The sequence below is a fragment of the Mycobacterium sp. 1164966.3 genome (assembly GCF_001665395.1).
GTDB lineage: Bacteria > Actinomycetota > Actinomycetes > Mycobacteriales > Mycobacteriaceae > Mycobacterium.
Window position 1 is genome coordinate 331,835 of record NZ_LZSG01000005.1, and the last position, 24,165, is coordinate 355,999.

Sequence of the window (24,165 nt, forward strand, 5' to 3'; positions counted from 1 at the left end):
TTACGGATCTTCCGCGGACAGCAGGATGATGAGGGTCTTGCGCAGTTCGGCTAGTCGTCGCTCGCCCAGGCTCTGCTGCCACCGTTTTTCCAACTCTATTGCGCTGGAACGCATTACCCGCAGTGCCCGTCGGCCGCGGGGGGTCAACTCGATGATGCGAGCGCGGGCGTCAGCCGGATCGGCCACCCGATTCACATAGCCGTGCCGTTCCAGTGCCGCGACCGCTTGAGCAACCGCTTGGCGACTCACCCCGAGCCGGTCAGCCAGATCTGACGCATGCAGCCCGCCTGCCGTCAGCGGTACCAGTGCGACCGACTGCGCCGGGCGGATCCCGTCGAGCCCGGCCGCGGCGAAAGCCGCCCTCAGATGCGGGCCACGCGATGCGGCCACAAGTTGCACCAGCGCGGGCACGGTCGGCTCCCAGTCGGCATCCGGAACACGTGGCATGGACTCGAGTTTGCCATCCGGTGCCAGATTGACAAGCTACTTGTCAAAATGACCTGCGGCTGCCACTATGGGGCCATGCGGTCTGGACGGGTACTCGCGATCTGTCTGCTCGGAAGCCTGGTGCTTTTGGTCGGCGGTTGTCTGGGCGGTGGTCATGCGGTGGGCACGCCCGATCCCAAGTCGATCCCGGTCGGCCAGTCCACCCAGTCCCTCGAGTCCGGCGGAGTCAGCCGAACCTTCCACCTATACCGGCCGCAGGGACTTGCCGGGTCCGCGCCGCTGGTGGTGATGCTGCACGGCGGCTTTGGCAGCGGCCCGCAGGCAGAACGCGCCTATCACTGGGATACCGAAGCCGACAACGGGCATTTCCTGGTGGCCTACCCCGACGGTCTCAACCGCGCCTGGAACGCTGGGTCATGCTGCGGCAATTCGCAGCGCACCGGCGTCGACGACGACGCATTCATCACGGCCATGGTCTCGGCGATCGGGCAAGAGACGTCCATCGATCCGGCCCGCGTGTATGTCACCGGGATGTCCAACGGAGCCATGATGGCGCTTCGATTGGGATGCCAGACCGACATGTTCGCGGCGATCGCGCCGGTCGCGGGGACGTTGCTCACCGATTGCTCGCACGCTCGGCCTACGTCGGTGCTGCAAATCCACGGCACCGCCGACGACCGGGTGCCCTATGACGGCGGCCCGGGCAAGGTCTTCGCGATCAACGGCAACCCACGTGTCGACGGCCCATCCGTACCGTCGGTCAACGCCACCTGGCGTGCCATCGACGCCTGCGCAGAACCAGCCGCTAACACTTCCGGACCGGTGACGACCTCTACGGCCGTGTGCGCGGACGGGCGGACGGTGGAGTTGATCTCGGTGGCGGGGGCCGGCCATCAGTGGCCCGGCGGTGAGCCCAGTCCGCTGGTGGAAAGGTTCGGCCTGCCCGGACCGTCGTCGGCGCTCAACGCCACCGCCACCATCTGGCAATTCTTCGCCGAGCACCACCGGTAACTGGCGCGAGCAGACGCAAAATCGCCCAATTCTTGCCGAAATTCGGTGATTTTGCGTCTGCTCGGCGTGGCTAGGCTGAAGCGGTGGAAACTCCGGAGCTGCGGATCTCGAACGTCCATGTCTTCGACAGCGTCGCGGCTCGCGTCGTCGGGCCGATGGACGTCAGCGTCCGGGACGGGCTGGTGGTGTCGGTAGGCCCCGCGGCGCGGACCGAGCCGTCCGCGTCCGCCCCCCAGACGATCTACGGGACCGGCAAGACGCTGCTGCCCGGCTTGATCGACGCGCACTGGCACGCGATGTTCACCACCGTTCCGGCAGCCGTCGCGCAGCTCAGCGAAATCGGCTACGTCTTCGCCCGAGCGATCGTCAACGCTCGCGAGACATTGCTGCGCGGCTTTACCACGGTCCGCGACCTGGGAGGTCCGGTGTTCGGCCTTAAGCAGGCCATCGACGAGGGCGTCGTCGACGGCCCGCGGATCTTCCCGGCGGGCGGCTTCATCTCCCAGACCGGTGGGCACGGCGACTTCCGGCTGCCCAACGAAGTTCCCCGCGGCGTGACCGGGCATCTGAGCTACAGCGAGATCATTGGCGCTGCCGTCATCGCCGACGGCGAAGCCGAGGTACTTCGCGGTGCGCGAGAGATGTTGCGGCGCGGGGCATCTCAGCTCAAGCTGATGGCCGGCGGGGGCTGCGCCTCGCCGTACGACCCGCTCGATGTTGCCCAATACACAGAGGCCGAGATTCGCGCCGCGGTCGAGGCTGCGGAGAACTGGGGCACCTATGTCACGGTGCACGCCTATACGCCGCGCGCCATCCGCACTGCCGTCGACGCCGGCGTCCGCTGCATCGAACACGGCCACCTTGCCGACGAGGAGACCGCCGCCATGCTGGCCGAAAAGGACATTTGGTGGTGCCTGCAGCCGTTCCTCGACGACAAGGACGCGGTACCCCTGCCCCCGGCTAATCAGGCGAAATTCCTGGAGATGACGGCGGGCACCGACACGGCGTATCAGTTGGCCATCAAGCACCAGGTCAAGGTGGCGTTCGGGACGGACATCCTGTTCGACGACAAGCTCGCCCGCCGGCAAGGCGCTCAACTCGCCAAGCTCACCCGCTGGTACACGCCGGCCGAAGTGCTGCAGCAGGCAACGATTCGCAATGCGGAACTGCTGGCCATGTCCGGGCCCCGCAACCCCTACCCGGGACGACTGGGTGTGGTGGCCGAAGGGGCTTTGGCCGACTTGATTCTCGTCGACGGCAACCCGGTCGCCGATATTTCGTTGCTGGCCCGGCCCCACGAGGCTTTCACCGCCATCATCAAGGACGGCCGCCTGGTCAAAGGGTGACTATAGTGGCGCGAGCAGACGCAAAATCCCCATTTTCGGGCATGATATAGGCGATTTTGCGTCTGCTCGGCATCAGGAAAGCATGCCGTCGATGAGGCGGCGCAACACAAACCTGATCTCCTTGCGGGCCCGCTTTGGGTCGTCGGCCGTCGCGATGGCCATCGCCGCCTCGTCGAGCGCGCCGATCATCACCGTTGCCAGCGGCCGCACGGGCTGCCGAACCAGTTGACCCGCGCGGATTGCCTCGGTAAGCAATTGCTCGGTCATGCCCAGGCTGTAACGCTGGGCAACGTCACGAAACCCGGCCCAGCCGAGTACAGCGGGCGCATCGAGCAGGACCAGCTGTCGCACCTCGGGATCGCTGGACACATCGAGCCAGGCGTCGACCGCGGCCCGAATTGCGTCGGCGGGCGTCGTCGCCCCCGAGGAGGCCACGGTGATCGCCATCCGGGCCATCACATCCTGCTCCACGGCCTCGACGACCTCGCGGAATAGCGTTGCCTTGTCGGCGAATTGGTGATACATCGCACCCCTGGTCACCCCCGCCTCCTTGGCGATTTCCGGGGTGCCCACCTCCGCATAGCCCCGCTGTCCCCAGAGCTTGCGGGCAGCGGAGATCAGCGCGTCGCGGGTTGCCGCGGAGCGCTCTTCCTGAGTGCGTCTCTTGATTTCCATACAACCTGTTGGTAACTTACGAACAGACAGCCTGTTTGTAACTCTATCCCGAAGTAGGAGTCAATCCATGTCGACGATCGACATTAGTGCCGGAACCATCCACTACGAAGCAACCGGACCCGAAGACGGCAGGCCTGTCGTGTTCGTGCACGGCTACATGATGGGCCGCGAGCTCTGGCGTCAGGTGAGCCAGCGTCTCGCCGGCCAGGGCCTGCGATGCATCGCTCCGACTTGGCCGCTCGGCGCACATCCCGAGCCACTGCGCCCCGGCGCCGACCGGACCATCACCGGCATCGCGCACATCGTCGCCGACACGCTGGAGGCCCTGCGGCTCGACGACGTGGTGCTGGTCGGCAACGACACCGGGGGGGTCGTCACCCAACTCGTGGCCGTGCATCATCCCGAGCGGATCGGCGCGCTGGTGTTGACGAGTTGCGATGCGTTCGAACACTTTCCGCCGCCGATCCTGAAACCGGTGATTGCTGCGGCCAAGTCGAAGGCACTGTTCCGCAGTGCACTGCAGGTCATGCGGGCCCCCGTCGCGCGCAAGCGCGCGTATGGCGACCTGGCATACCACGACGTGGAGGAACTCGCTGCGGAGTGGGTGCGTCCGGCGATGTCCGACCCCGCGATCGCGGAAGATCTGCGCCAATTCTCGCTGTCGATGCGCACCGAGGTCACCACCGGCGTGGCCGCCCGGCTGCCTGAGTTCGACAAGCCGGCGCTCATCGCCTGGTCCGCTGACGACAAGTTCTTCGAGCTCGACGACGGGAAACGACTGGCCGCGACCATTCCCAACGCCCGCCTCGAGGTCATTGCCGGTGCACGAACCTTTTCGATGCTGGACCGGCCGGACCAACTCGCCGATCTGCTGTCGACGATCGCGGTGCGGACCTAGCCCGTCCGACTCGACGGGATGGCGCCAGCAGATGTATTTGGCTTTTACCGCCCCGAAAGTGGACTCTGCGAACTAGGCTCCCCGTTGTGACGACCCCGTCAAACCCCTGGGGCGACCAACGAAAGCGGCTTCCGCGGCAGCTGCCGATGCGAGGCCCGGTCCTCGGCCGTAGACAGGCGAGGCGGTTGAGCAGGTGTTTCGCGAGCGTCGGCGTCAAGACCTCGCCGGAACGACTGCAGGAGATGCTGGCCGGCGGCCCCGTCACAGACGACGAAATGACCGACTTCAATTTCGCTCTGATCGCGACGCGTATCAACCACGACGAGCGTTGCGCGAGATTCCAGCGCCTGCGCCGCCGCAGCGCTCGCTCGCTGGTGTTCGCCGGCCTGGTTCTGGTGGTGTTGAACTTCTTGGTGTGCGTTGCCTACGTGTTGTTCAGTCTGAGTCAGCAGGGCACGCTGCCATAGGACGCGGTTTTGTGTCGCGTCCGGTGTACAGCGTCGGCTTTGGCCGGAACCGCTCCTGTGTTCACCCGTCTGCCCCAGGATTCACACGCGAGCCTCCGAAAGCCCCCGGAGATCGCGGTGGACTGTTCTCGCTGAGGCCGACCGATCGTCACTGATGGTGGGCAGATAGCGTTTCGGCCATGTCAGATGGGGCGCAACCACTGCGAGGCCGACGAGTCCTGGTGACCGGCGCGGCGACCGGCATCGGCGCGGCCGCCGTACGGGTGCTCGCCGAAGCGGGGGCGCAGGTAGCCGCGACGTACCACCAGACTCCGCCGCCGGATGATCTCGCGGCGACCTGGTTGCAGTGCGACGTGCGTGACGCCGACGCGGTCTCGGCGATGGTGCGGCAAACGACCGCGCAGCTCGCCGGGCTCGACGTCTTGGTGAACGCCGCCGGACTGTGGCAAGCCGGGGTACCCGGATACATCAGCCCGGACGACATTTCGTTCCTGTTGGACACGAACGTGAAGGCGACCATCCTCACCAATCAAGCCGCATATGCGGTGATGAAAGACCAGGTGCCCAAAGGAGGCCGCATCATCAACTTCGGCTCCTCGGAAGCCGTTGTGGGCAGCCCGATCTCGGCCGTCTACGCCGCGACGAAGGGCGCGGTGCAGGCCTGGACACGATCCGCGGCCCGGGTTTGGGCCGCCGACAACGTCACCGTCAACGCGCTGGCGCCTGCGGTGCAGACGGCCGGCGCGGACCGATTGCGAGATTTCCTCGGTCCCGACGCCGGCGCCCTGATCGACCAACAGATCAAGTCGATGATTCCGCTGGGCGGGGCCTTGGGAGACCCCGTCCGTGACGTCGGGCCGATGCTGGTTTTCCTCGCCGGACCCGGCTCGGGCTTCATCACCGGGCAGTTGCTGGCGGTGGACGGCGGGCTGATGATGGTGGGCGCCTAGATAACGCGAGCGCGGCGACGCATCTGACCCTTCGGACGTCGTACCCGCTTGACCGGATCTCGCGTTGTGCCGCTTGCGATTTCGTCGCGCAGCTGGGTGATGTTGGAGATTTCGGCGTAGAGGCCACGGATCGCATAGTCGAGGACGGCGAAGGAGTACCGCTGCTGCGGGTCGTCGATGATGCCGACTTCACGAGAACGGCGGCGCGACCAGAGTGCCTCGTCCAGCCGTGCGCGCGTCGCCTCCAGATGCCGGTCCAACGTATCGACGACGCGCGCTGGGTCATCACCGCGGGCGAGCCAGGTCTTGAGGATGACGGGGTGCTTGATGACGACCCGCTCCTGGCCGGGGAAATCTTGCACCCACCGGTGCAGCGCGTCGAGTCCGGCGTCGGTTGTCTCGTACAACGTGATGGCACGCTTGCCGGACTGCGCGCCGATCTCGTTGACCATGCCCCGCGCCAGCAACCGGTTGAGTTCGCGCCGCACATGACTGACCGACGGCGACCAGTAGAAGTGGCCGACCGACAATTCGGCGCGGACCTTGATCTCCCCGGCGGTCAGTTGCTCGTCGTTGGCGGCCAGCACGCCCAGCACGAGGTAAGCCGTTACCGGCAAGCCGTTGCTGGTGCGTTGCGGGCTCACCGCAACCTCGTGAAATAAGGCAACCTGACGTCGGGACCAACCGGATGGAACTGCACCCGCACACGCATACCGATCGTCAGCTGGTCGGGTTCGACCCCGACGATGTTGGTCAGCATCTGATATCCCTCGTCCAGGGTCACGATCGCCGGCGCGTAGGGCGGAGTGAACTCCGCGGTCACGGGCCGGTAAACCACTGTCCAGCTGTATATTTCGCCAACGCCGTCGCTCGCGTTCCAAACCAGGTCGTCGGAAAGGCATTGACGGCAGTGTTCGGTCGGCGGGAAGTTCGCTGCACCGCACGCCCGGCAACATTGGTAGCGCAGCTCCCCCGCGCGGCACGCGTCCCAGAACGGAGCGCTGAGATGGCTAACGGCATGTGGAACCGGCCCGGATTGCGGATTCAACAAAGTCATCGTGGCTCGTCTCCCAGAATCAGCACCGTGGTGAACAGCGCCCCAGCTCCTCCGTTGCTGCAGAGCGCGACGTGTGCGTCGGGCACCTGCAAATCGCCTGCCACACCGCGTAATTGCTCAACGGCCCGGACGGCGCGCTGCATCATCTGCGGGTTGGCGCCCGCATGGCTGAAGGACATGGTTCCTCCGTCCGTGGTGATCGGATGGCTGCCGTCGATCGCGATGTGCCCGTCGGCGACGAATGGCCCGCCCTCGCCATCGGCGCAGAAGCCGAAAGCCTCCAATTGGCGGATGATCTCGAAGGAGAACGGGTCGTAGAGTTCCAAGACGTCGACGTCGTCGCGTCGCAACCCGGCGAAGCTGAAGGCACGGTCGGCTGCGCGCCTGCCCACGACGCCATTGACGTGGTGACCGTGATCGCGGCGGCGGCCTGCGAGGTCCCACGCCGGGGGGTGCTGATATGACGGGCCGTGGAAGTCGGCGCCGCTGCCGAGGACATACATTGGCCGGCCGGCAGTTTCGACTTTGTCGATGTTCGCGACGACCAGCGCGCATCCGCCCTCAGAAGTGGTGGCGCAGTCGAGCAGATGGAACGGTTCGGCCACCGGACGTGATGCCGTAATATCGCCCGGGCTGAACGGACCACGTTGGTAATAAACGGCTTCCGGGTTTCGTGAACCGTTGTTACGGATCGTCGCCGCGACGATCGACAGTTGTTCGCGTGTGGTGCCATAGACGTGCATGTGACGGCGGGCGATGAGGGCGAACTCAGCGGTGGTGAACATCCCCCATGGCGCGACGAATTCGTTCTCCGGTCTGGTCCACGGCGCCGTGGCTTCGTGATCGCGGTATTCGCCTGCTTGGGCGGCGACGAGCACGACGACGTCGGCCATGCCGTGCTCGATTGCGGATGCGGCCTCGGTGATCATGCCGACCCCAAAGCCGAGCCCCTGCCACGCCGGTCCGATCCGCAGGTCGTAGATCAGCGCCGTGGATTGTGGGCCCGCGCTGATGCCGTCAACATCGTTCAGGCTCAGGCCGGCATCGAGCAGTGCGCCGTGAATGGCCTTGAGCGCGAGGCCGCGTGACGTCTCCCCGTCCAGCCGACGGCCCTGTCGGGTGTTGTGCACTCCGACGATGGCTGCGGTGCACTTCGTCAAACTCACTCCGTTCCCGATCAGTTTTCGTCCGCGACAACACCGAGATACGTTCCCAGCACGTCATATTGGCGTCTGTCGTGCGTGATGGTGCCGATCATGACGGTCCGGGGATCAGCGGGTGCCGTGCCGGCTTCGACGATGTCGACGCGCACGTCGACGGGGCGGGCGGTTTGCGGGTCGGTGATCTCGACGAGCATAGCCACCGCACGCTCGGCTTCGTCCCATTCGACGCCGGTGATCCGGTGCCGAGCGGTCAGCTCCATCACCAGCGAGTCCTGCCGCACCAAGAAGCGCACCGGTGCGCACAGTTCGCCGGCGCGCGGCGGCACGCAGAGGGTCACCGAGATACGTTGCGTCACAATCCTGCCGGCCGTGTACTTGTTGCGCCTAACTCTCGCAACGAAACCAGATCCTCCCGGCTGTGCCCGAGCACACCCGTGAGCACCTCGTCGGTGTGCTGCCCGTACAACGGCGGCACCCGCCGGATCCAACGACGCGGTTTGCCGGCGAACGAGAACGGCATCCCGGTGCATAGGAATGTCCCGGCGACGGGATGCTCCACGGGTTCCCAGAAGCCCCGCGCGAGTAGTTGCGGATCATTCAGCAGTGCGGGCGGTGCCACCACCGGCGCTGCGGCCACACCACGGGAACGCAGTTCGTCGACCGCTTCGTGCACCGAACGCCGGGCGGTCCAATCCGAGATCAGCTTGTCCAGTTCGTCGACTCGGTCCTGCCGTGCGGCGGCAGCAGGTTCGCCGACCAGGTCAGCGACCGCGCCGCGGGCAACGTCGTCCATTGCGGCAAGCGCCACCCACTCGTCGTCCCCTCGACAGGGATAAACTCCTTGCGGGCATGCGCCGGGGCCCCGGTTTCCGTTGCGACGCATTTCGATTCCGTTGCTCGAGTACTCCACCAGCATTTCGGCTGCCACATTCAGCGCCGACTCCACCATGGTCGATTCCACGTGCACGCCGATCCCGTCGCGGTCGCGTACCACCAGCGCCGCGATGGCGGCGAACGCGGCGTGCAGCCCGGCTATCGGATCGCACGCGCCGCGGGGAATGATCGGCGGCCCGTCGGAATGTCCGGTCATCCAGGCCATTCCGGTTGCCTGTTCCATCGTCTGGGCGAATCCCACCCGATCGCGCCACGGCCCGTCGAGACCGAATGCCGGCATCCGGACCATCACGGCACGCGGGCTGGCCGCACTGACCGCATCCCATTCCAGGCGGAAATTCTCCATCACCCGCGGTGAGAAGTTCTCGATGACGAGATCGCTTGCGGCAATGAGCTCCAACGCGATGCCGCGTCCGGCTTCGGTGCTGAGTTCGACGCTGACATCGCGCTTGTTGTTGTTGCTGCACAGAAATACCGGCCCCCACTCCCACCACTGGTCCCAGTCAGGTGGGCGGCCCGCGGAAAATCTCATGCCGTCGGGGCGGCGAACTCCTTCGAGTTTGATCACGTCGGCGCCCAGCGCACCAAGGAGTTGAGTGGCGACGGGTCCGGCCCAAAACGCGGTGAGGTCGGTTATGCGTATGTCTGACAACGGAAGTGCGCCGGAATCACCAGGCCGCTCGGGGCGGGGAGGCCATTGCACGCGGCCGTTGTCGGCGCCCAGCGTTGGCGGCGGGCCGGGTGGCGTGGTCGTCAGCGCGTCGCTGCGATACGGCACGCGCGGCACCAGCACCCCTTGCCCCGACTCGACGAACACGCCGCGCTGCACGAAGTGGTCGATCTTCGGCAATGTGGCCGGGGTGGCTATGGGTGCCACCGGAATCCGGAATGCCGCAGCGAGATCCACGATTTCGGCTGTGGAGCGGGTCTCGGTCCACTCGCCGACCATGCCAAGGAATTCGTCGCGCCGGGTGATCCGTCCCGTCATCGATGCCAGCTCGGCATCGTCGGCCAGATCGGCGCGATCGATCATCACCAGAAAGTCCTGAAACTGCTGTGCGGTGATGGTGCAGAAGCCGACCATTCCGTCAGCGGTGGGAACGATCGACGGGAGTTCCAGACTGCGTTGATGCACAAGGGAATCCGCGCCCAGCACGCTGGCCGACATGGCGGACAAGCCGCCCATCGCGATCACCATCGCCTCGAACGTCGACACGTCGATTACCTCGCCACCACCGCCCCGAAAGGCATGCCGAGCCGACGCAGCGGCCACGGCCGCAGCGAACGTGCCCGCCAGCCACTCCCCGAGCCGGCCGCCCGCCTGTACCGGTTCGTCGTCCGGCCAGCCCCGGCCCGCGATCGAGCCGCACAACGCCTGCAGGATGAATTCGTTGGCAATCAGGTGCTCGTCGACATAGGGACCGGCTGTACCGAAAGGTGTTACGGCGACGACTACCGCCGACGGGGCAGTGTGAGCGGTGATAGCGTCGAGTGTCCAGCCATCGGTGAGGTCGGTGAGCACGATGTCCGCACCGCCGAGCAGCCCCGCCGTCTCGACCTCGTTCACCACCGACTTCTTGCCCGCGGCCAGATAACCGAACAAGGCGCCCGGCGGACCGCCAGCCGACCACCGGCGCAGCAAATCACCCCGCCGCGATTCGACTTTCACCACTTCTGCGCCGGCGTCGGCGAACATCTTGCCGCAGTAGGACACCGCGATACCGTTGGCGAGCTCCAAAACGCGCCAACCGGCGAACGGCGGCAGTGCGGTCACGCTCAGTTGCCCAGAGTGGTCGCGCGGCCGGCGATTCCGGTGGCCTCCGCCGTCACCGGCGCCGGTATGCCCTGTGCTTGCAACGCAAAAGTCGTCATTCTGGTCCAGGCGTCGCGGTCACGTTGGCTGGCCTGGTGACCGACATGGGTGACCACGTCGACCTCGGTGGCCTGGGCGCGCAGGTGACCGGCGCGGGCGTGTTCTTTGGGGATGTGGCGGAACGGGTCGAACGAGTAAGCGGTCATGGCGTTTTCGTGGGTGATCTTGTTGATCACTGAGTCGTCCAGGTGCCCCATGGTTTCGATGACGTCCTCAGGCGCGAACGGCCAGTTGCTGTCGGAGTGCGGGAAGTCGGACTCCCAGCACAGCATGTCCTCGTTGAACCACTCCATGTTTCGCACGCCGACCTTGTCGCTGATGAAGCAGGTGTAGAAATGCCGCTTGAAGACGTCGATCGGTCCGCTGCAGCCAGGCGGGAATTTCGCCAGTGTCCAACCCGAATGTCGTTGGTAGACATGCTCGGCACGCCAGAGGAAGTACGGAATCCAGCCGACGTCGCCCTCGGTGAGGGAGAACTTGAGTTGCGGGAAGTCGGCCCAGAACTCGGCCCAAATCAGCTCGGTGAAGGTGAACATGCTCATCATCGACGACGCCGTCATCATCACGCTGGGCGGGGCGTCCGTCGACACCATCGGAGACCGCGATGCGGAGCCGACATGCGTACAGAGCACGGTGTTGTTCTCGCAAACGGCCTCGAAGAGCGGGTACCAGTACTCGGTGTGGATGCTGGGCATCTGCAACGCCTCCGGATTTTCGGAGAACGTGACCGCATGACAGCCCTTATCCGCGAGTCGTTTGACTTCCTTGGCCGCTTCGGCGACGTCGAACAGCGGCAGAATGCCGCACGGAATGAACCGCCCCGGATAGGTCCCGCACCATTCGTCGATATGCCAGTCGTTGTAGGCCTTGATCATCACCAGGTTGACGTCGCGATCCGGGCCCTGGTTGAGAACCTGGCCCGAGAAGCCGGTGAAATTCGGGAAGTTCAAACCCGCCAGCTGCCCGCCGGCATTCATGTCGCGGATCCGCTCGTCGACGTTGAAGCATCCGGGCCGCATTTCGTCGTAGCGTGAGGCGTCGACGTTGTACATCTCGCGGGGTTTTCCGGCGACGGCGTTCAGGCCCATGTTGCGGCCGCGGATCTCGCCGTAATACCACTGCTGGATGCCGTCGGGCTCGATGATCACCCGGGGGGCGAGGTCCCTGTATTTTGCGGGCACGTGCGCGTCGAACATGTCGGCCGGCTCGGCGATGTGATCGTCCACGCTGATCAGGATCAGATCGTCCTTATTCATGCTGCACTCCCGGTTGGCTGATGACTAGTAGACATTGATCTGCGTCACAGTGTCAACGATCGGCGGCGCACGGTTGCTCTGTACGGCTGTCAGCTGCGGTGAGCGCTAAATCCAGCTGTAGCATGGCATTGCTGAAAGCCCAGCGGACTGCTGGGTGCTCGAGCGCCGTGCAGTCGCCCGCAGTGGACCACATCGACTGATCTGACTATTAGTCCTTGGATTCTTCCGGACTAGCCAGCGAGCTGATCGGCCGTCGGCCTAGCCGCATACACCTTCTCGCCAGTCATGAGATCGTTCTCGTCGAAGCCGAACACCGCCCAGAGCCGCGCCTCGAACGGCTCGCCACTGGCGGCGGGTGTGCCGCGCAGCCAGAACTCGATCTGCACTCGGCCGTCGTCGAGGTGGGTCAGTTCGATCAGCTCGTTACGCTGATCAGGCACCAGCGTGCGGCCTTCGATCCAATACCGCATCACGTTCTCGGCGCCGTCGATCACCGTCCCGTCGGGCAACTCGTAGCGGGCATGGCTGAAAGTTGCCATGGTCCGGTCCCACTCCTGCACGTTCTCGCTCTGCATGTGCTCGATCACTCGAGCTTTCCTGGCCTCGCGGCGCGCTCGCCGGTCCTGGTCGGTCATGGGATGCCTCTCACGTTTCCGAAGGTGGCTTGACGACGTAGCGGACAAGTTACTCGCTTATCCGCCCGCCGCGCTGGTGACGGCGCTCGTATCCGCATGCCACCATGAGGCATGACCGGGCCGGAAAAGGTGATGCGAGTTGACCACTAACAAAGCTGTCCGGCCAACCACCGCTGACGTGGCCCGGTTGGCCGGTGTGTCGACCGCGACGGTCAGTTACGTCCTGAACAACGCCGAAGGACGCAGAATCTCCGAGCAAACCCGGGACGAGGTCTACCGCGCCGCGAAGCTCTTGGGCTATCGGCCCAACCTCGCCGCGCGTAATCTCGCCCGCGGCAAAAGCGGTGTGGTCTTGTACGTGATTCCGCATGTAGCGGTGGGTGAGATGCCGATGCAAGCCGGCAGTCGCATGACCACGGAATTGGCGCGCCTCGGTTTGCTGCAGGTGCAGATTTTCGAGACTGACGATGATCAAATCGTCGTCGACGCGATCGAGAATCTCGACCCGGTCGCAGTGACGAGTCTGTTCCCGCTCAGCGAGGCCGCGGTGAGCGCGGTGAAAGCCGCCGTGATTCCGTACATCGAAATCGGGACGCTGCCCGCCCTCGGCGATCCGCACCTTTCGATCGGGGAGATGCGGGTCGACCATCTCGTCACGCGCGGTCACCACGCCATCGCATTTGCATACACCGGCGTCGCCAAATGGCGGGCTCTGGGCGACTACTGGTTCGAAGGCGTTTCGCGCGCAGCGCAATTACGTGGGCTGGCGCCCGTGCGCGTCAGTGAGATCACCGCGGACAACGCGGCCGATGTGGCAGCTGGCTGGGTGGGCGACGGCGTCACCGCGGTGTGCGCGCAGAGCGACGACATAGCCTGTCTGGTCCTCTACGGGATCCACCAGGCGCAGCTTCGCTGTCCACAAGATCTGGCCGTGATCGGTGTCGATGCGAGTCCCATGGGTGTGCTCAGCACACCACCTTTGACCACGGTGGAATTCAACCCCGGTGCCGTTGCCGATGCCGCGCTCGCAGCGGTGCTCACCGAGTTGGGCTATCCGGCCCAGCCGCCTCCGGAGCCGACCGACATCGCTCGCTTGATCGTGCGCGCATCGACTTGAGCGAGCGGCAGTCAGCACATGATCGCTGCGTCGAGTCTGCGGTGAGGTCGCCGAAACTGCGGTGAGCGCGCGTCGCTGTGCGGAGCAGCCCTGGCCGCAGTCTCGAACGACTCTGCGAGCGGACCCACTGGACAACCACTGGTTAAGCGCATAACCTACGGATCTTGACGAGCCGGATACTCAAGGAGGAGTGCCCATGACGGTGCAGGCTGTGCTGGACGAGATTCGTGAACGACCCGGCACCGGTGACGTCATCCCGATCATCGATCCTGCCACCGAGGAGCAGATCACCGAGTTCACCGACTGCGGACCCGAAGCCATCAACGACGCGGTCGCGCGCGCCAAGGCAACCGCCGAGTCGGGCGTCTGGTCCGGTCTGCCCGACTACGACAGGGCCAAGGTGCTCTGGCGCGTCGCCGATCTGATCGACCAGAACGCCGACATCCTCGCCGAGCTCGAGTCGCTCAACGCCGGCATTCCGCCGGCGCAGGCGCAGATCATCACCAAGGTGGGTTCCGAATGGTTCCGCTACTACGCCGGCTGGTGCACCAAGATCGACGGCATCGCCCGGGACGTGAACACCGGCGGCCTCACCGGCGTCGACTCGCACATGCACACCTACACCCTCAAAGAGCCCTACGGGGTGGTGGGGCTGATATTCCCGTGGAACGGGCCGGTCTTCAATTTCTGCGCCAAGCTGGCGCCGTCGCTGGCAGCGGGCTGCAGCAGCGTCGTCAAACCCGCCGAGGAGACGCCGTTGTCAGCGCTTGTCCTCGAGAGGATTCTGGCCGAAGCCGGAGTCCCCGAGGGCGTCGTCAACCTGGTGAACGGCTACGGTCACACCGCCGGTGCGGCCATCACCGCACACCGCGATGTCGAGAAGGTGGCGTTCACCGGGTCGACGGAAGTCGGTCGGGAAATCGTGCACGCGTCGGCGAACAGCAACCTGAACAAGGTCACGCTGGAACTCGGCGGCAAGTCGCCGGTGCTGATCTACGATGACGCCGATTTGAATATGGCCATTCCAATGGCGTCGTTCGGGACGTTCATCCACTCCGGCCAGGCGTGCGTGTGCGGATCGCGCATCTTCGCGCAGCGCGGCGTGTACGAGCAGGTTGTCGAGGGCATCGCCAACATGGCCAACAACATGCTGCTGGGCGGCCCCAAGGACGAGGGCGCCATGGTCGGGCCGCTGATCAGCCAGAAGCAACTCACCCGCGTCCTGGGATACATCGAACAGGGCAAGTCCGACGGCAACGAGTTGGTCACCGGCGGGCACCGCCTCGACCGGAAGGGCTACTTCGTCCACCCCACCGTGGTCACCAACGTCGACCCCGCGGCGAGCCGGCTGTTCCAGGAGGAGATCTTCGGGCCGGTGGTCACGATCCTTCCGTTCGACGACGATGACGAAGCGATCGCCCTGGCCAACGACAGCACCTACGGGCTGGCAGCGACGGCTTGGACCACAAACCTTGGCCGCGCGCACCGGCTGGCCAAGCGGCTCAAGGCCGGAACCGTCGGGCTGAACTGTCAGATGCAGTTCGACCACTCAATGCCCTTCGGCGGGTACAAGCAGTCCGGCTGGGGCTACGAGTCGGGCAAGGCCGGCATCGACACTTACCTGCAAACGAAAATCGTTTGGGCGCAGATGTAAGCCCAGTCAGGATGTAGGCAACCCGCTTCGCCCAGCTCTGCCGCGCTCGCGATCTCCTAGTCGCTGGGCTGGTAGCGCAGCATTGTAACGTCGTGCTCCGGATAATCGACGAACACCGGCCGCACCCGCATCCCGACGCGCAGATCACCAGGATCGACGTTCACCATTTCGGTGGAAAACCTTGGCCCCTCGTCCCATTCGACGATCGCGAGCAGCTGCGGGACGGCGTCGGCGAAGTGCGGGCTTACCGGCCTTCGGGCAACCGTGAACGAGTACAGCGTCCCCATGCCAGAAATCTCGCGCCATTCCAGGTCGTCGGCCAGGGTTCCCGGAGCGCGCACCCGCGGATAGAACACGTAGGACTGCGCCGACGGCGAATATTGAATAACGATTCGGTGCTCGGCCAGCGCATCCCAAAACGGCGCGGTGGTAGGTGTTTTGACGGGCATCGGCCGCTCGAAGCTGATTGGCATGACTCTGTCTTTCGTTCAGTCGCCCTGCAGGATGAGCGTGGTCTGCTCGGAAAGGATGCCGCCGTTGCCGGACACGAAGGCGCGGTTGCAGTCCGGAACCTGCGCCGCACCCGCGCGTCCCATGATCTGGCGGGTGGCGTCGCAGACGTGGTGCATTCCGCCCGCCAGCCCCGCTTGGCCAAAGCCCAGCTGTCCGCCCGCGGTGTTCAGCGGGAAGTCTCCGCGGAAGGTCAGGTCGTGGCTTCCCACGAACTCCATGCCCTTGCCCTTTTCGCAGAAGCCCGCATCCTCGAGCGATAGCAGCACGGTGATGGTGTAGCAGTCGTAGATCGACACCATGTCCATCTGATCACGAGTCAAATCCGTCATGACAAAGGCGGTTTGGGCCGCTTCGACGATTGGTGTGTGCAACAGGTCTTTCGCGTAGGTCGGGGTTTTGAACGGCACATTCTCGCCAAATCCCTTGATCCAGACCGGACGATGTCGTGTGCGTCGCGCGAGGTCGGCGTTGGCGACGACGACGGCGGCGCCGCCGACGCATGGCATGACGATCTCCAGCATGTGCAGCGGGTCGGCGATGACCGGGCTGTCCAGCACGTCGTCGATAGTGAGCGGCTTGTCCTTCCAAATGGCGCCATCGGTGTGGTTGGCGTTGACCCGCTGGTCGACGACGATCTTGGCCATGGCCCGTTCGTCGTAGCCGTAGACGGCCGCATACCGTTGCGCCACTTGGCCGTATGGCCCATTCTGCCCGAGATTGCCGTACGGGATCTCGAATTCTGCCTGCGGAGAACCGTATTGATTGCTCGAGGAACCGAAGAACATCGCATCGACCAGCGGCCGGGGCTTCTTCTTCGACATCGGTGTGATGTATCGAGCCGGTAGCGCGCACAACACGGCGTCGCAGATGCCGAGTTCGATCGCCGCGGCTGCCCGCCACACCATGGCCGCGGCGCTGGCTCCGCCCAGATCCACATGCTCGGCGAATCTGGCACCGATGCCCAGGTATTCGGCGATCGTGGAGGGGACGAAGATCTGCGACTCGGCCAGGTGCGAAGCGACAATGCCGTTCACGACGTCGGCCGGCAGTCCGGCATCACCGAGTGCCGCGGCGGCGAGTTGCGCCCATTGTTCGATGACGAACGGCGCGGGTGAGGCTTTGTTGAGCCGCTCCGGCGGAAGTTCGACGTATCCGACGATCGCGGCTTCCCCACGTAATCCCATGGCGTGTCCTTACTTTCGGGGCAGCCCGAGGATCATCTGGGCGATGATGTTCAGCTGAATCTCTCTGGTACCGCCGCCCAAAAGCTCGGCAGGCAGGTGCAGGTATGGCTCTACGATCGCGGGCTTGGAATCGGCCAGCATCGCCAGCCTGCCGGTCAACTGCAGCGTGGCCTGGAAGGTGCGCCGCAACAGCACATTCATGGCCACCTTGGCGATGCTGGATGCCGGTCCAGACGGCTGGCCGTCCAGCAATCGAATGGTCTCCCGAACCCCTAATGCCTTGATGGCGTTGGTGTACGCGTCCAGCTCACCGAGCGCTCGTACCGCGTCGTCACGGTCCGGTCCCGGCTGGGACGCGATCTCCCGTAATGCGGCCGCCCTGTCGAACTTGACGTAGCCACTGATGGCCGACCGCTCTTCGGCCATGGTGGCAATCGCGAGGGTCCAGCCGTCACCCGGCCCGCCGAGCAGCATCTTGTCGGGTATGAACACGTCGGTGAGGAAGACCTCGTTGAAGTGCGCCTCGCCCGTTACCGTCTTGATCGGTTGGACTTCGATCCCTGGCGATCGCATGTCGACAATGAAATACCCTATGCCGCGGTGCTTTCCGGCTGACGGGTCGGTACGGGCCAGGAGGGCGCCGAAGTCCGCGCGATGCGCTGCTGACGTCCAGATCTTGTGCCCGTTGATCTTCCAACCACCGTCGACCTTGGATGCCCGGGTGGTCAGCGCAGCCAGATCCGAGCCGGCTCCCGGCTCGCTGAACAGCTGACACCATGCGATCTCGCCGCGTTGTGTCGGCGATATCAGCTTCTCCTGCAGATCCTTCGACGCGGCGCGGATCATAGACGGCAGAATCCATTCGGCGATGCCCAGGGAGGGGCGGACCAGGCCGGGTCGCTTGGCGAACTCGTCGTCGATGATGAGTTGCCGCAGCGGGCCGGCGTCTATTCCCCACGGCGGCGGCCAGTGTGGCGCAATGAGCCCCGCCTCGGCGAGCAGGGTGCGCTGCGGCCCGGTCTTGAAGTCTTCATAGTCACCCTGACGTCCTGGTTGGTCGTTGCTCAGCTTCATTGCCGCGTCCAGCGTCTCGGCCACCCACGACCGGAAGTCTGGTTCGGCATCGCCGAGGTTGACCGACATCTCGCGTTGCCGGGTGCACGTCAGTTGCCCCAGTCGCCGGGCCCAACGGCTCGCGCCGCCGGTCGACGCGGCCAGGCTGGTGGCCCGCCGCCAGTACAGGTGCAGGTCGTGCTCCCAGGTGAAGCCGATGGCGCCGAACATGGTCAGTGTGTCGAGCACCAGATCGGGCACCGGCGAAATCGCGATCACCACCGCTGCAGCCGCCGCGATTCGGTGCTGGTCGACCGACTCCTCGACGGCACGCACGGCGTCCCAGGCCGCCGCGGTGGCCAACTCGCTGTTGACCAAGAGCATTGCCGCGTTGTGCTGCAAGGCCTGGAAAGTGCCGATCACCTTGCCGAATTGCTCGCGGGTTCGCAGGTGCGCGGTGACCTCCTCGACGCACCACTGCGCGATGCCGGCGGTGGCGCCGGCCACCAGACCCAACGCGACGCACGCTGCCCGGTCCGGGTCGATGCCGGTGAGCACGTCTGACTCGGCCACGGCGTATTGCGCGATGCGCACGACTCCCACGTCGGTGGCCAGGTCGGTGCCGGACACGGATTCGACTGTGACCGTGGGCTTGTCGGCGTCTATCGGCACCCACACGACGTCGCCCGCTGCGGTCCGTGCGCCAAGGAGGATCTTCCGTGCCGAGCATGCGCCGGCGACGACGTCCGAGGTGCCGTCGATCCGCCACTGCCCTTCCGCGGCCCGAGCCTGGAAGTCACCCTCGTCGGGGAGGATCACCGTCGCAGGTGCACCGGACGCCAGGTCGCGTATCAGTGATTCGGCAGCAGGCGCCGGATCAGCCAGCGACGCAACACCTCCCGCGATCACCGTCGGCAGTAGCGGCCCCGGCAGCAGTGCCTTGGCCGCCGCCTCCAGCACGCAGGCGGCGTCCATCAGGCCGCCGCCCTGACCGCCGAGATGCTCCGGCAGGTGCACTGCATGAAAGCCGTTGGCGATCAATTCATCCCACCACGGCGGCAACTTCCCGTCCGCAAGCGCGTCGAAGTCGTCCCGCGTTGCAGCTATTGGCGCATGCCGGGCAGCGAACTGCCCGACGGATTCGCTGAGCGTCTGCTGCTCCGGGGTCAGGCCCAGGCCCACAGGCAGCTACCCTTTCGTGTTACAAGACGAACCGTCTCGTCTTGTGGAAGACTACGGTGCGGGGCAGGATATGTAAAGCGCGTTCGACCCCGAGAGGATCACCAGATGCCAGCCGATCTGGGCCAGGCGAGTCCGCCCCGGCGGCGAAGCGAGAAGTCGCGCATGGCGATTGTCACCGCCACGCGAGAACTGCTGCTCGAGCGTGGATTCGACGGCCTGAGCATCGAGGCGGTCGCGGCCCGTGCCGGGGTCGGAAAGCAGACCATCTACCGCTGGTGGCCCAGCCGTCCCGCGCTCGTCGCCGACGTCATGCTCGAAGACGCCGACAAGATTCTTGCGTCGGTCCGCCACACCGATGACCTGGCCGGCGACCTGGTGGAGTGGGTGGGCAAGCTCGCGACGAGCCTGACGACCCTTCGCGGCAAGGCCATGCTGCGCACGTTGACCGCTGCCGGCATGGAGCACGAGGACACCGCGGTGAAGCTGCGCGCGGGATTCAGCAAGCCGCTGCACGACAGCGTCCGGAACCGGCTGCTGGCCGACGGCGTCGACGAACTGACGGCCGAATCAGCCGCGGATGCCGTCGTCGGTGGCGTGGTTTATCCGATTCTTTCTGGCGTGCAACGGTATTCACGGCGGCGTGCCGAGCTGACCACCCGGATCATCGTCGCTGCGGTCACTGCCGAGCGATGAGTTCTGCTCGGGCCTGGTCGATTTGGTCGAAGGCACACGCTGCGATGCCGGCGGCCGTCATCGATGCACCGCTTCGGGCCAGCGATTCGTAAGCTTCATCGCCCAGCACATGGCGCAGGCGTGCGATCAGCGCACTGATCTCAGGGGTCCAGGATTCGGTAACTGGGCTGAAGGCGTATCCGGCAATGGTTGCGGCTGGCTCCGCGTGTCCGAGTCGCTCCAGAATCGAGGCGAGAACGGCGAGCGGAACTCGCATGATGGTGCTGTTGCCCGAGTCGTGGTAGTTACGGATGGCAAGAGCCAGATAATCGAGCGCAACAAGCGGCTCCCCGTATCGCGCCTCGAACCGACCGAGAAGATTCGCCAGATGGGTTATGTTGTAACGGTTGCCGCTATCTTGAGCGATCGCCAGACCCCTACGCATCGCGTCGCGCGCGCCGCCGGGATCGACGTCGCCGCAAGCTATCCCGTAGGTCAGCAACGCAAACGACACCGCCCATGGGTTTGCGATGACGTCGGCGGCTTTGAGGACGTCTTTCGCGACGGCCACCGCCTCCGCGTAAGAACCTGTCCGTATTAGCCCGAAGACCAGCCCGGCCCTGATATTTGCGTATGGGTCCGGTCCGCGGGCCAGTAGGAGCCGAGTCCACTCGACACTCCGTTCGAACTCGCCAGTGAAGTTGTACACACCGCCAAGCCAGGTCTCGAAGCCGTAAAGCACCCGCTCGGGGCTGCCCGCGACAACGCTTTGGCCAGCCTCGCAGTAATCGATGGCCTCCTCGAGCCGTCCGCCAGTCAGGTAGCACCATGACGCCAACGTGTACAGGGCGGCGAGTCGGGGATGTCCGGCTGCCCGGGCGGGCGCGATCAGTTCCTCGGTCCACGCGATGGGTTCGTAATTTTCGACCATCGCGCCAAGTAGCGTCGCATACGTGGCAATGGAGGCTGCCGAGTCGAGGTCACCGCAATCGGCGGCCCACCGAAACGCGGCGCGCAGGTTGGCCTGCTCGGTGGCGAACCAGCTGTAGGCGTCCCGTTGCCGGGGGCTGTCCCATACGTCCAGGATGTCGGCTTCGCGTCCGGCGAAGTAGCGTGCGTGCGCGGTCCGGGCCACTGCCGCCTCACCGCGAGCGACGAGTTGCTCCTCGGCGAACTGGCGGATCGTCTCCAGCATCGAATACCGGGTGCGTCCCGATGTCCGGTCGGCGACCAACAGTGACTTGCGCACCAGCGCGTCCAGCAGATCGAGAACGGCAAATTCGTCAGTATCGTCGGTTCCTGTTACAGCGCACGTGCTTTCGAGATCGAATCCTCCGGCGAACACCGCACACCGATCGAGCAGTTGCTTCTCCTCGTCATCGAGGTGTTCGTAGGACCACGCCACCGCATGGCGCAACGTTTGGTGGCGTTCCAATCCGCGGCGCGAGCCGACCAGCAGCCGGAACCGCTGATCCAGGCGATCGCGCACCTCGCCGGCGGTCATCGACGCCATGCGTGAGGCCGCCAGTTCGATGGCCAACGGAATCCCGTCAAGTCGGCGGCAGACTTCGATCACCGCGGTCGCCTCGTCAGACGCCTCGACCGAGAAGCCGGTGGCAACGCTGCGGGCTCGCTCGACGAACAGGGCCACCGCGGCGCAGTCAACTCCGGCCGTGACGTCCAGCGACGGCACCACCCACAGCTGCTCATCCGCGATGCCCAAGCCTTCGCGACTGGTCGCAAGAACCCTGACGCTCGTCGACTGAGCCAGGATCGCCTCGACCAGATCTGCGGCGGCGTCGCGCAGGTGCTCGCAATTGTCGAACACCAACAACCGAACACGGCCCTCTAGAGTGGCGGCCACGTTCTCGGCGACGCTCTTTTCCGGTTGCGGGGTGATTCCGAGCACCGCAGCCACGGCTTCGGGCACGGCCGCCGGGTCGGCGACAGCCGCCAGCTCGAAAAGCCAAACGCCGTCCGGGAATTCATCGGACAGCCGTGCCGCGACTTCTAGTGCGAGGCGGGTCTTGCCGACCCCGCCGACGCCGGTCAGCGTCACCAACCGGTGCGCGCGTACGGCCGCTTCAACCTGGGTGATCTCCGACTCCCGGCCGATGAAAGTGGTGACTGCGGGCCGCAGATTGCCCTGACTGGTATCCAGCGCACGCAACGGCGGAAAGTCGGTGCGCAGACCCGGTGCTCGGACCTGAGAAATTCCAATCGGGTTGGGCAGATCGCGCAGCCGCCGAGGACCGAGATTGACGAGATCAACTCCACTGAGCAGACCGGCCGTTGACTCCGCCACCAGGATCTGACCGCCGTGCCCGGCCGCCATCACCCGCGCCGCCCGGTTCAGCACCGCACCGAAATAGTCGCCCCCGCGCAGCTCCGCCTCGCCGGTCGCAATGCCCATGCGAACCGGCAACGCCAACTCGCGCTGCGCGGCCACCGCGGCGTCGACGGCTGATCGTGGCGACGCGAACGCGGCACAGACGCCGTCGCCGGTGTGCTTGAACAACCAGCCGCCGTGCGCCTCGATGGTCGTGCGCAGCACCTCGTCGTGCGCGGACAAAGCTGCCCGCATCGCGTCCGCATCGGCTTCCCACCGACGGGTCGAACCCTCGACATCGGTGAACAGGAACGTCACCAGCCCAGCAGGGCGCACTCACGCAGCATCCCACAACAAGCCTGGCAAACATGGCCATAGCCCCGCCGAGCAGACGAAAAATCCCCCGACACGCCGGGGCGGTGATCGGGGAAGTTTGCGTCTGCTCGCGAATGAATTCATCGAGATCGACGCTAGCGCGGGATTTCCTCGTAGATTCCCGCGGTGGCGTCGATCTCGACGAGGGCACCGCCATTCTGGTATGCCTCGATTTAGCCCAATTAGGATGGACGGTTATGAGAAGCTCTGCAGCTCAGGCTTTCTCGGCATTCGGCCTGGCAGCTCATCTGGTCGCGGCGTCGGGCGCCCCCACCGACTCGATCGTTGGAATGCCACTGATGTACCAAAAATGGTGGTCATGTCGCGATTGTCAAGGTGATAGCGCGGGCGATACCAAGTTTCAAGATCGCTCGCCCACACGCGCAGGGACTCGCGTGGCTGATGTGACTGGTGAGCTTCCGGCCGGTCTCATCCTGTCACGCGGCGCACACCAACGAGCTCGCGAAAGTGCCTCTCAACCGAATTCGACGACTGTCACTGGGGCCCGCAGTCGCTCCAATAGAGGCGCCCGGTATGCCAATGAAAGAGCCCACCGTAAGACCTTGCCCCGCGCTGCCGGCGGCGGCAGCTCGCGTACCGCGCGGACGCCGTCGAACGCGCGCAGTTCGGCGTACTCGTTGGCGGTGAAGGAGAACGGCATTGGTGGCACCGTGTAATGCTTACTGGGTCTGAAACCGCGTCTGCGCGAATATGCGCTCAACACCCACGGGATGCTGTCGAAGATCAACTGACCACCGGGAAACCGTTTGGCGCAAGCCGCGATCAGGTCGTAGACCACATCGCGCTCGAGATACTGAAACAGCCCCTCGGCGGTTATCAGCACACCATTCGTGTCTTCAACCTCGTCCATCCAGGAATAGTCGAGTGCGGATTGGGCGCAGTATCGCAACCGATCCGATTCCGGAAGCAGTTGCCGCCGCAGTCGCACGATCGGTTCGAGGTCTACCGAAAGCCAGGTCAGCTCGCCATTGTCGAGGCGCCAGAAACTGGTCTGCAGCCCCTCCGCCAGTGCCACCACGGAGGCACGCGGATGGTTGCTTAGGTAATCGCGAGAACCGTCGTCGAAAGCCAAGGCGCGCAATGCCGTCGCCTGGTGGGTGCGACCGAAGTGGTGGTAGTCGTAGTCGATGCTGTCGCGCAGGGCGATAGCCATCGGGTCGTCGATGATCCCGTCGGGCCGTGCGGCCTCGGTCGCGCGCTGATGCAACGTGAGCAGAGCGGTTTCGGATATCCCGTCGAGATGACGGCCGTCGACGACTGCCATGGATCCACCTAAGCATCGAGACGCGCGCAGTGCGAGCTTTTCCTCTTGTCTCCGCGACTCCAAGAATCCTTCAAGGATTCGTCAAGAATACGTTGAGTGACCTGAGGTTTCCTTATCCGCATCAACCAG

22 protein-coding genes are annotated in these 24,165 nt (G+C 65.1%); 8 read left to right on the forward strand and 14 right to left on the reverse strand.

Annotation, left to right across the window (positions count from 1 at the left end; all coding sequences use genetic code 11):
* Positions 1-447: a MarR family winged helix-turn-helix transcriptional regulator gene (locus A9W99_RS03520; RefSeq protein WP_067373357.1), complete on the reverse strand. Its 447-nt coding sequence runs from the start codon at positions 445-447 to the stop codon at positions 1-3.
* A gap of 75 nt (positions 448-522) precedes the next feature.
* Between A9W99_RS03520 and A9W99_RS03525 the strand changes: the two genes are divergently transcribed.
* Both A9W99_RS03525 and A9W99_RS03530 read left to right on the forward strand, forming a co-directional pair.
* Positions 523-1,458, forward strand: coding sequence for a PHB depolymerase family esterase (locus A9W99_RS03525; RefSeq protein ID WP_067373623.1), 936 nt, complete (start codon positions 523-525; stop codon positions 1,456-1,458).
* 83 nt (positions 1,459-1,541) lie between these two features.
* Entirely contained in the window at positions 1,542-2,804 is a 1,263-nt protein-coding gene (locus tag A9W99_RS03530; RefSeq protein ID WP_067373360.1) for an amidohydrolase family protein, read from the forward strand.
* 72 nt (positions 2,805-2,876) lie between these two features.
* Here the strand turns inward: A9W99_RS03530 and A9W99_RS03535 are convergent, their stop codons facing one another.
* Positions 2,877-3,479 carry a TetR/AcrR family transcriptional regulator gene (locus A9W99_RS03535; protein WP_067373363.1) on the reverse strand — a complete coding sequence of 201 codons (603 nt, stop codon included), beginning with the start codon at positions 3,477-3,479 and terminating at the stop codon, positions 2,877-2,879.
* A gap of 67 nt (positions 3,480-3,546) precedes the next feature.
* Between A9W99_RS03535 and A9W99_RS03540 the strand changes: the two genes are divergently transcribed.
* The 3 genes from A9W99_RS03540 (at position 3,547) to A9W99_RS03550 (ending at position 5,794) form a co-directional block, all read left to right on the forward strand.
* Positions 3,547-4,377, forward strand: coding sequence for an alpha/beta fold hydrolase (locus A9W99_RS03540; protein ID WP_067373366.1), 831 nt, complete (start codon positions 3,547-3,549; stop codon positions 4,375-4,377).
* A gap of 185 nt (positions 4,378-4,562) precedes the next feature.
* Positions 4,563-4,844: a hypothetical protein gene (locus A9W99_RS03545; protein ID WP_253869545.1), complete on the forward strand. Its 282-nt coding sequence runs from the start codon at positions 4,563-4,565 to the stop codon at positions 4,842-4,844.
* A 179-nt stretch (positions 4,845-5,023) separates the two neighbouring features.
* Positions 5,024-5,794, forward strand: a complete 771-nt coding sequence (locus A9W99_RS03550) for an SDR family NAD(P)-dependent oxidoreductase (protein ID WP_067373372.1) — start codon at positions 5,024-5,026, stop codon at positions 5,792-5,794.
* On the opposite strand, the gene A9W99_RS03555 is transcribed toward A9W99_RS03550, so the two are convergent.
* The 7 genes from A9W99_RS03555 to A9W99_RS03585 form a co-directional block, all read right to left on the reverse strand.
* Positions 5,791-6,438, reverse strand: a complete 648-nt coding sequence (locus A9W99_RS03555; RefSeq protein WP_067373375.1) for a PadR family transcriptional regulator — start codon at positions 6,436-6,438, stop codon at positions 5,791-5,793. The genes A9W99_RS03550 and A9W99_RS03555 overlap by 4 nt on opposite strands.
* Entirely contained in the window at positions 6,435-6,851 is a 417-nt protein-coding gene (locus A9W99_RS03560; protein ID WP_067373378.1) for a Zn-ribbon domain-containing OB-fold protein, read from the reverse strand. The genes A9W99_RS03555 and A9W99_RS03560 overlap by 4 nt, the downstream gene beginning before the upstream one ends.
* On the reverse strand, positions 6,848-8,017 hold the full coding sequence (locus tag A9W99_RS03565) for a thiolase family protein (protein WP_067373381.1): 1,170 nt from the start codon (positions 8,015-8,017) through the stop codon (positions 6,848-6,850). Before A9W99_RS03565 ends, A9W99_RS03560 begins: the two co-directional genes overlap by 4 nt.
* 11 nt (positions 8,018-8,028) lie before the next feature.
* Positions 8,029-8,358 carry a hypothetical protein gene (locus A9W99_RS03570; RefSeq protein WP_067373630.1) on the reverse strand — a complete coding sequence of 110 codons (330 nt, stop codon included), beginning with the start codon at positions 8,356-8,358 and terminating at the stop codon, positions 8,029-8,031.
* A gap of 8 nt (positions 8,359-8,366) precedes the next feature.
* Positions 8,367-10,682 (reverse strand): CoA transferase, encoded by a 2,316-nt coding sequence (locus tag A9W99_RS03575; protein ID WP_067373384.1) that lies wholly within the window; start codon positions 10,680-10,682, stop codon positions 8,367-8,369.
* 2 nt (positions 10,683-10,684) lie between these two features.
* Positions 10,685-12,037 carry an amidohydrolase family protein gene (locus A9W99_RS03580; protein ID WP_067373387.1) on the reverse strand — a complete coding sequence of 451 codons (1,353 nt, stop codon included), beginning with the start codon at positions 12,035-12,037 and terminating at the stop codon, positions 10,685-10,687.
* A gap of 230 nt (positions 12,038-12,267) precedes the next feature.
* Complete coding sequence (locus tag A9W99_RS03585) at positions 12,268-12,672, reverse strand: nuclear transport factor 2 family protein (RefSeq protein WP_067373390.1); 405 nt, start codon at positions 12,670-12,672, stop codon at positions 12,268-12,270.
* Positions 12,673-12,811: 139 nt separating this feature from the next.
* Between A9W99_RS03585 and A9W99_RS03590 the strand changes: the two genes are divergently transcribed.
* Positions 12,812-13,789 (forward strand): LacI family DNA-binding transcriptional regulator, encoded by a 978-nt coding sequence (locus tag A9W99_RS03590; RefSeq protein WP_067373391.1) that lies wholly within the window; start codon positions 12,812-12,814, stop codon positions 13,787-13,789.
* Between the two features lie 196 nt (positions 13,790-13,985).
* Positions 13,986-15,443, forward strand: a complete 1,458-nt coding sequence (locus A9W99_RS03595; protein ID WP_067373394.1) for an aldehyde dehydrogenase — start codon at positions 13,986-13,988, stop codon at positions 15,441-15,443.
* A 56-nt stretch (positions 15,444-15,499) separates the two neighbouring features.
* Here A9W99_RS03595 and A9W99_RS03600 read toward each other — a convergent pair whose 3' ends face one another.
* From A9W99_RS03600 to A9W99_RS03610, 3 genes are read right to left on the reverse strand one after another with little or no spacing between them, the layout of a single operon-like run.
* Positions 15,500-15,916, reverse strand: a complete 417-nt coding sequence (locus A9W99_RS03600; protein ID WP_067373397.1) for a Zn-ribbon domain-containing OB-fold protein — start codon at positions 15,914-15,916, stop codon at positions 15,500-15,502.
* A gap of 15 nt (positions 15,917-15,931) precedes the next feature.
* On the reverse strand, positions 15,932-17,140 hold the full coding sequence (locus tag A9W99_RS03605) for a thiolase family protein (protein ID WP_067373400.1): 1,209 nt from the start codon (positions 17,138-17,140) through the stop codon (positions 15,932-15,934).
* Positions 17,141-17,149: 9 nt separating this feature from the next.
* Positions 17,150-19,375 carry an acyl-CoA dehydrogenase gene (locus tag A9W99_RS03610; protein ID WP_067373403.1) on the reverse strand — a complete coding sequence of 742 codons (2,226 nt, stop codon included), beginning with the start codon at positions 19,373-19,375 and terminating at the stop codon, positions 17,150-17,152.
* A 105-nt stretch (positions 19,376-19,480) separates the two neighbouring features.
* Here A9W99_RS03610 and A9W99_RS03615 point away from each other — a divergent pair, with 105 nt between their 5' ends.
* Complete coding sequence (locus tag A9W99_RS03615; protein WP_067373405.1) at positions 19,481-20,068, forward strand: TetR/AcrR family transcriptional regulator; 588 nt, start codon at positions 19,481-19,483, stop codon at positions 20,066-20,068.
* On the opposite strand, the gene A9W99_RS03620 is transcribed toward A9W99_RS03615, so the two are convergent.
* On the reverse strand, positions 20,052-22,712 hold the full coding sequence (locus A9W99_RS03620; RefSeq protein ID WP_253869549.1) for an adenylate/guanylate cyclase domain-containing protein: 2,661 nt from the start codon (positions 22,710-22,712) through the stop codon (positions 20,052-20,054). The genes A9W99_RS03615 and A9W99_RS03620 overlap by 17 nt on opposite strands.
* 514 nt (positions 22,713-23,226) lie before the next feature.
* Positions 23,227-24,036, reverse strand: coding sequence for a class I SAM-dependent methyltransferase (locus A9W99_RS03625; protein ID WP_067373410.1), 810 nt, complete (start codon positions 24,034-24,036; stop codon positions 23,227-23,229).
* Between the last annotated feature and the right edge of the window lie 129 nt (positions 24,037-24,165).

What these genes read in the sequence shown, in the direction of transcription:
- A9W99_RS03520 (WP_067373357.1), bottom strand. Translation starts at nt 447, where the DNA reads ATGCCACGTGTTCCGGATGCCGACTGGGAGCCGACCGTGCCCGCGCTG.
- A9W99_RS03525 (WP_067373623.1), top strand. Translation starts at nt 523, where the DNA reads ATGCGGTCTGGACGGGTACTCGCGATCTGTCTGCTCGGAAGCCTGGTG.
- A9W99_RS03535 (WP_067373363.1), bottom strand. Translation starts at nt 3,479, where the DNA reads ATGGAAATCAAGAGACGCACTCAGGAAGAGCGCTCCGCGGCAACCCGC.
- A9W99_RS03540 (WP_067373366.1), top strand. Translation starts at nt 3,547, where the DNA reads ATGTCGACGATCGACATTAGTGCCGGAACCATCCACTACGAAGCAACC.
- A9W99_RS03550 (WP_067373372.1), top strand. Translation starts at nt 5,024, where the DNA reads ATGTCAGATGGGGCGCAACCACTGCGAGGCCGACGAGTCCTGGTGACC.
- A9W99_RS03560 (WP_067373378.1), bottom strand. Translation starts at nt 6,851, where the DNA reads ATGACTTTGTTGAATCCGCAATCCGGGCCGGTTCCACATGCCGTTAGC.
- A9W99_RS03580 (WP_067373387.1), bottom strand. Translation starts at nt 12,037, where the DNA reads ATGAATAAGGACGATCTGATCCTGATCAGCGTGGACGATCACATCGCC.
- A9W99_RS03585 (WP_067373390.1), bottom strand. Translation starts at nt 12,672, where the DNA reads ATGACCGACCAGGACCGGCGAGCGCGCCGCGAGGCCAGGAAAGCTCGA.
- A9W99_RS03595 (WP_067373394.1), top strand. Translation starts at nt 13,986, where the DNA reads ATGACGGTGCAGGCTGTGCTGGACGAGATTCGTGAACGACCCGGCACC.
- A9W99_RS03600 (WP_067373397.1), bottom strand. Translation starts at nt 15,916, where the DNA reads ATGCCAATCAGCTTCGAGCGGCCGATGCCCGTCAAAACACCTACCACC.
- A9W99_RS03605 (WP_067373400.1), bottom strand. Translation starts at nt 17,140, where the DNA reads ATGGGATTACGTGGGGAAGCCGCGATCGTCGGATACGTCGAACTTCCG.
- A9W99_RS03615 (WP_067373405.1), top strand. Translation starts at nt 19,481, where the DNA reads ATGCCAGCCGATCTGGGCCAGGCGAGTCCGCCCCGGCGGCGAAGCGAG.
- A9W99_RS03625 (WP_067373410.1), bottom strand. Translation starts at nt 24,036, where the DNA reads ATGGCAGTCGTCGACGGCCGTCATCTCGACGGGATATCCGAAACCGCT.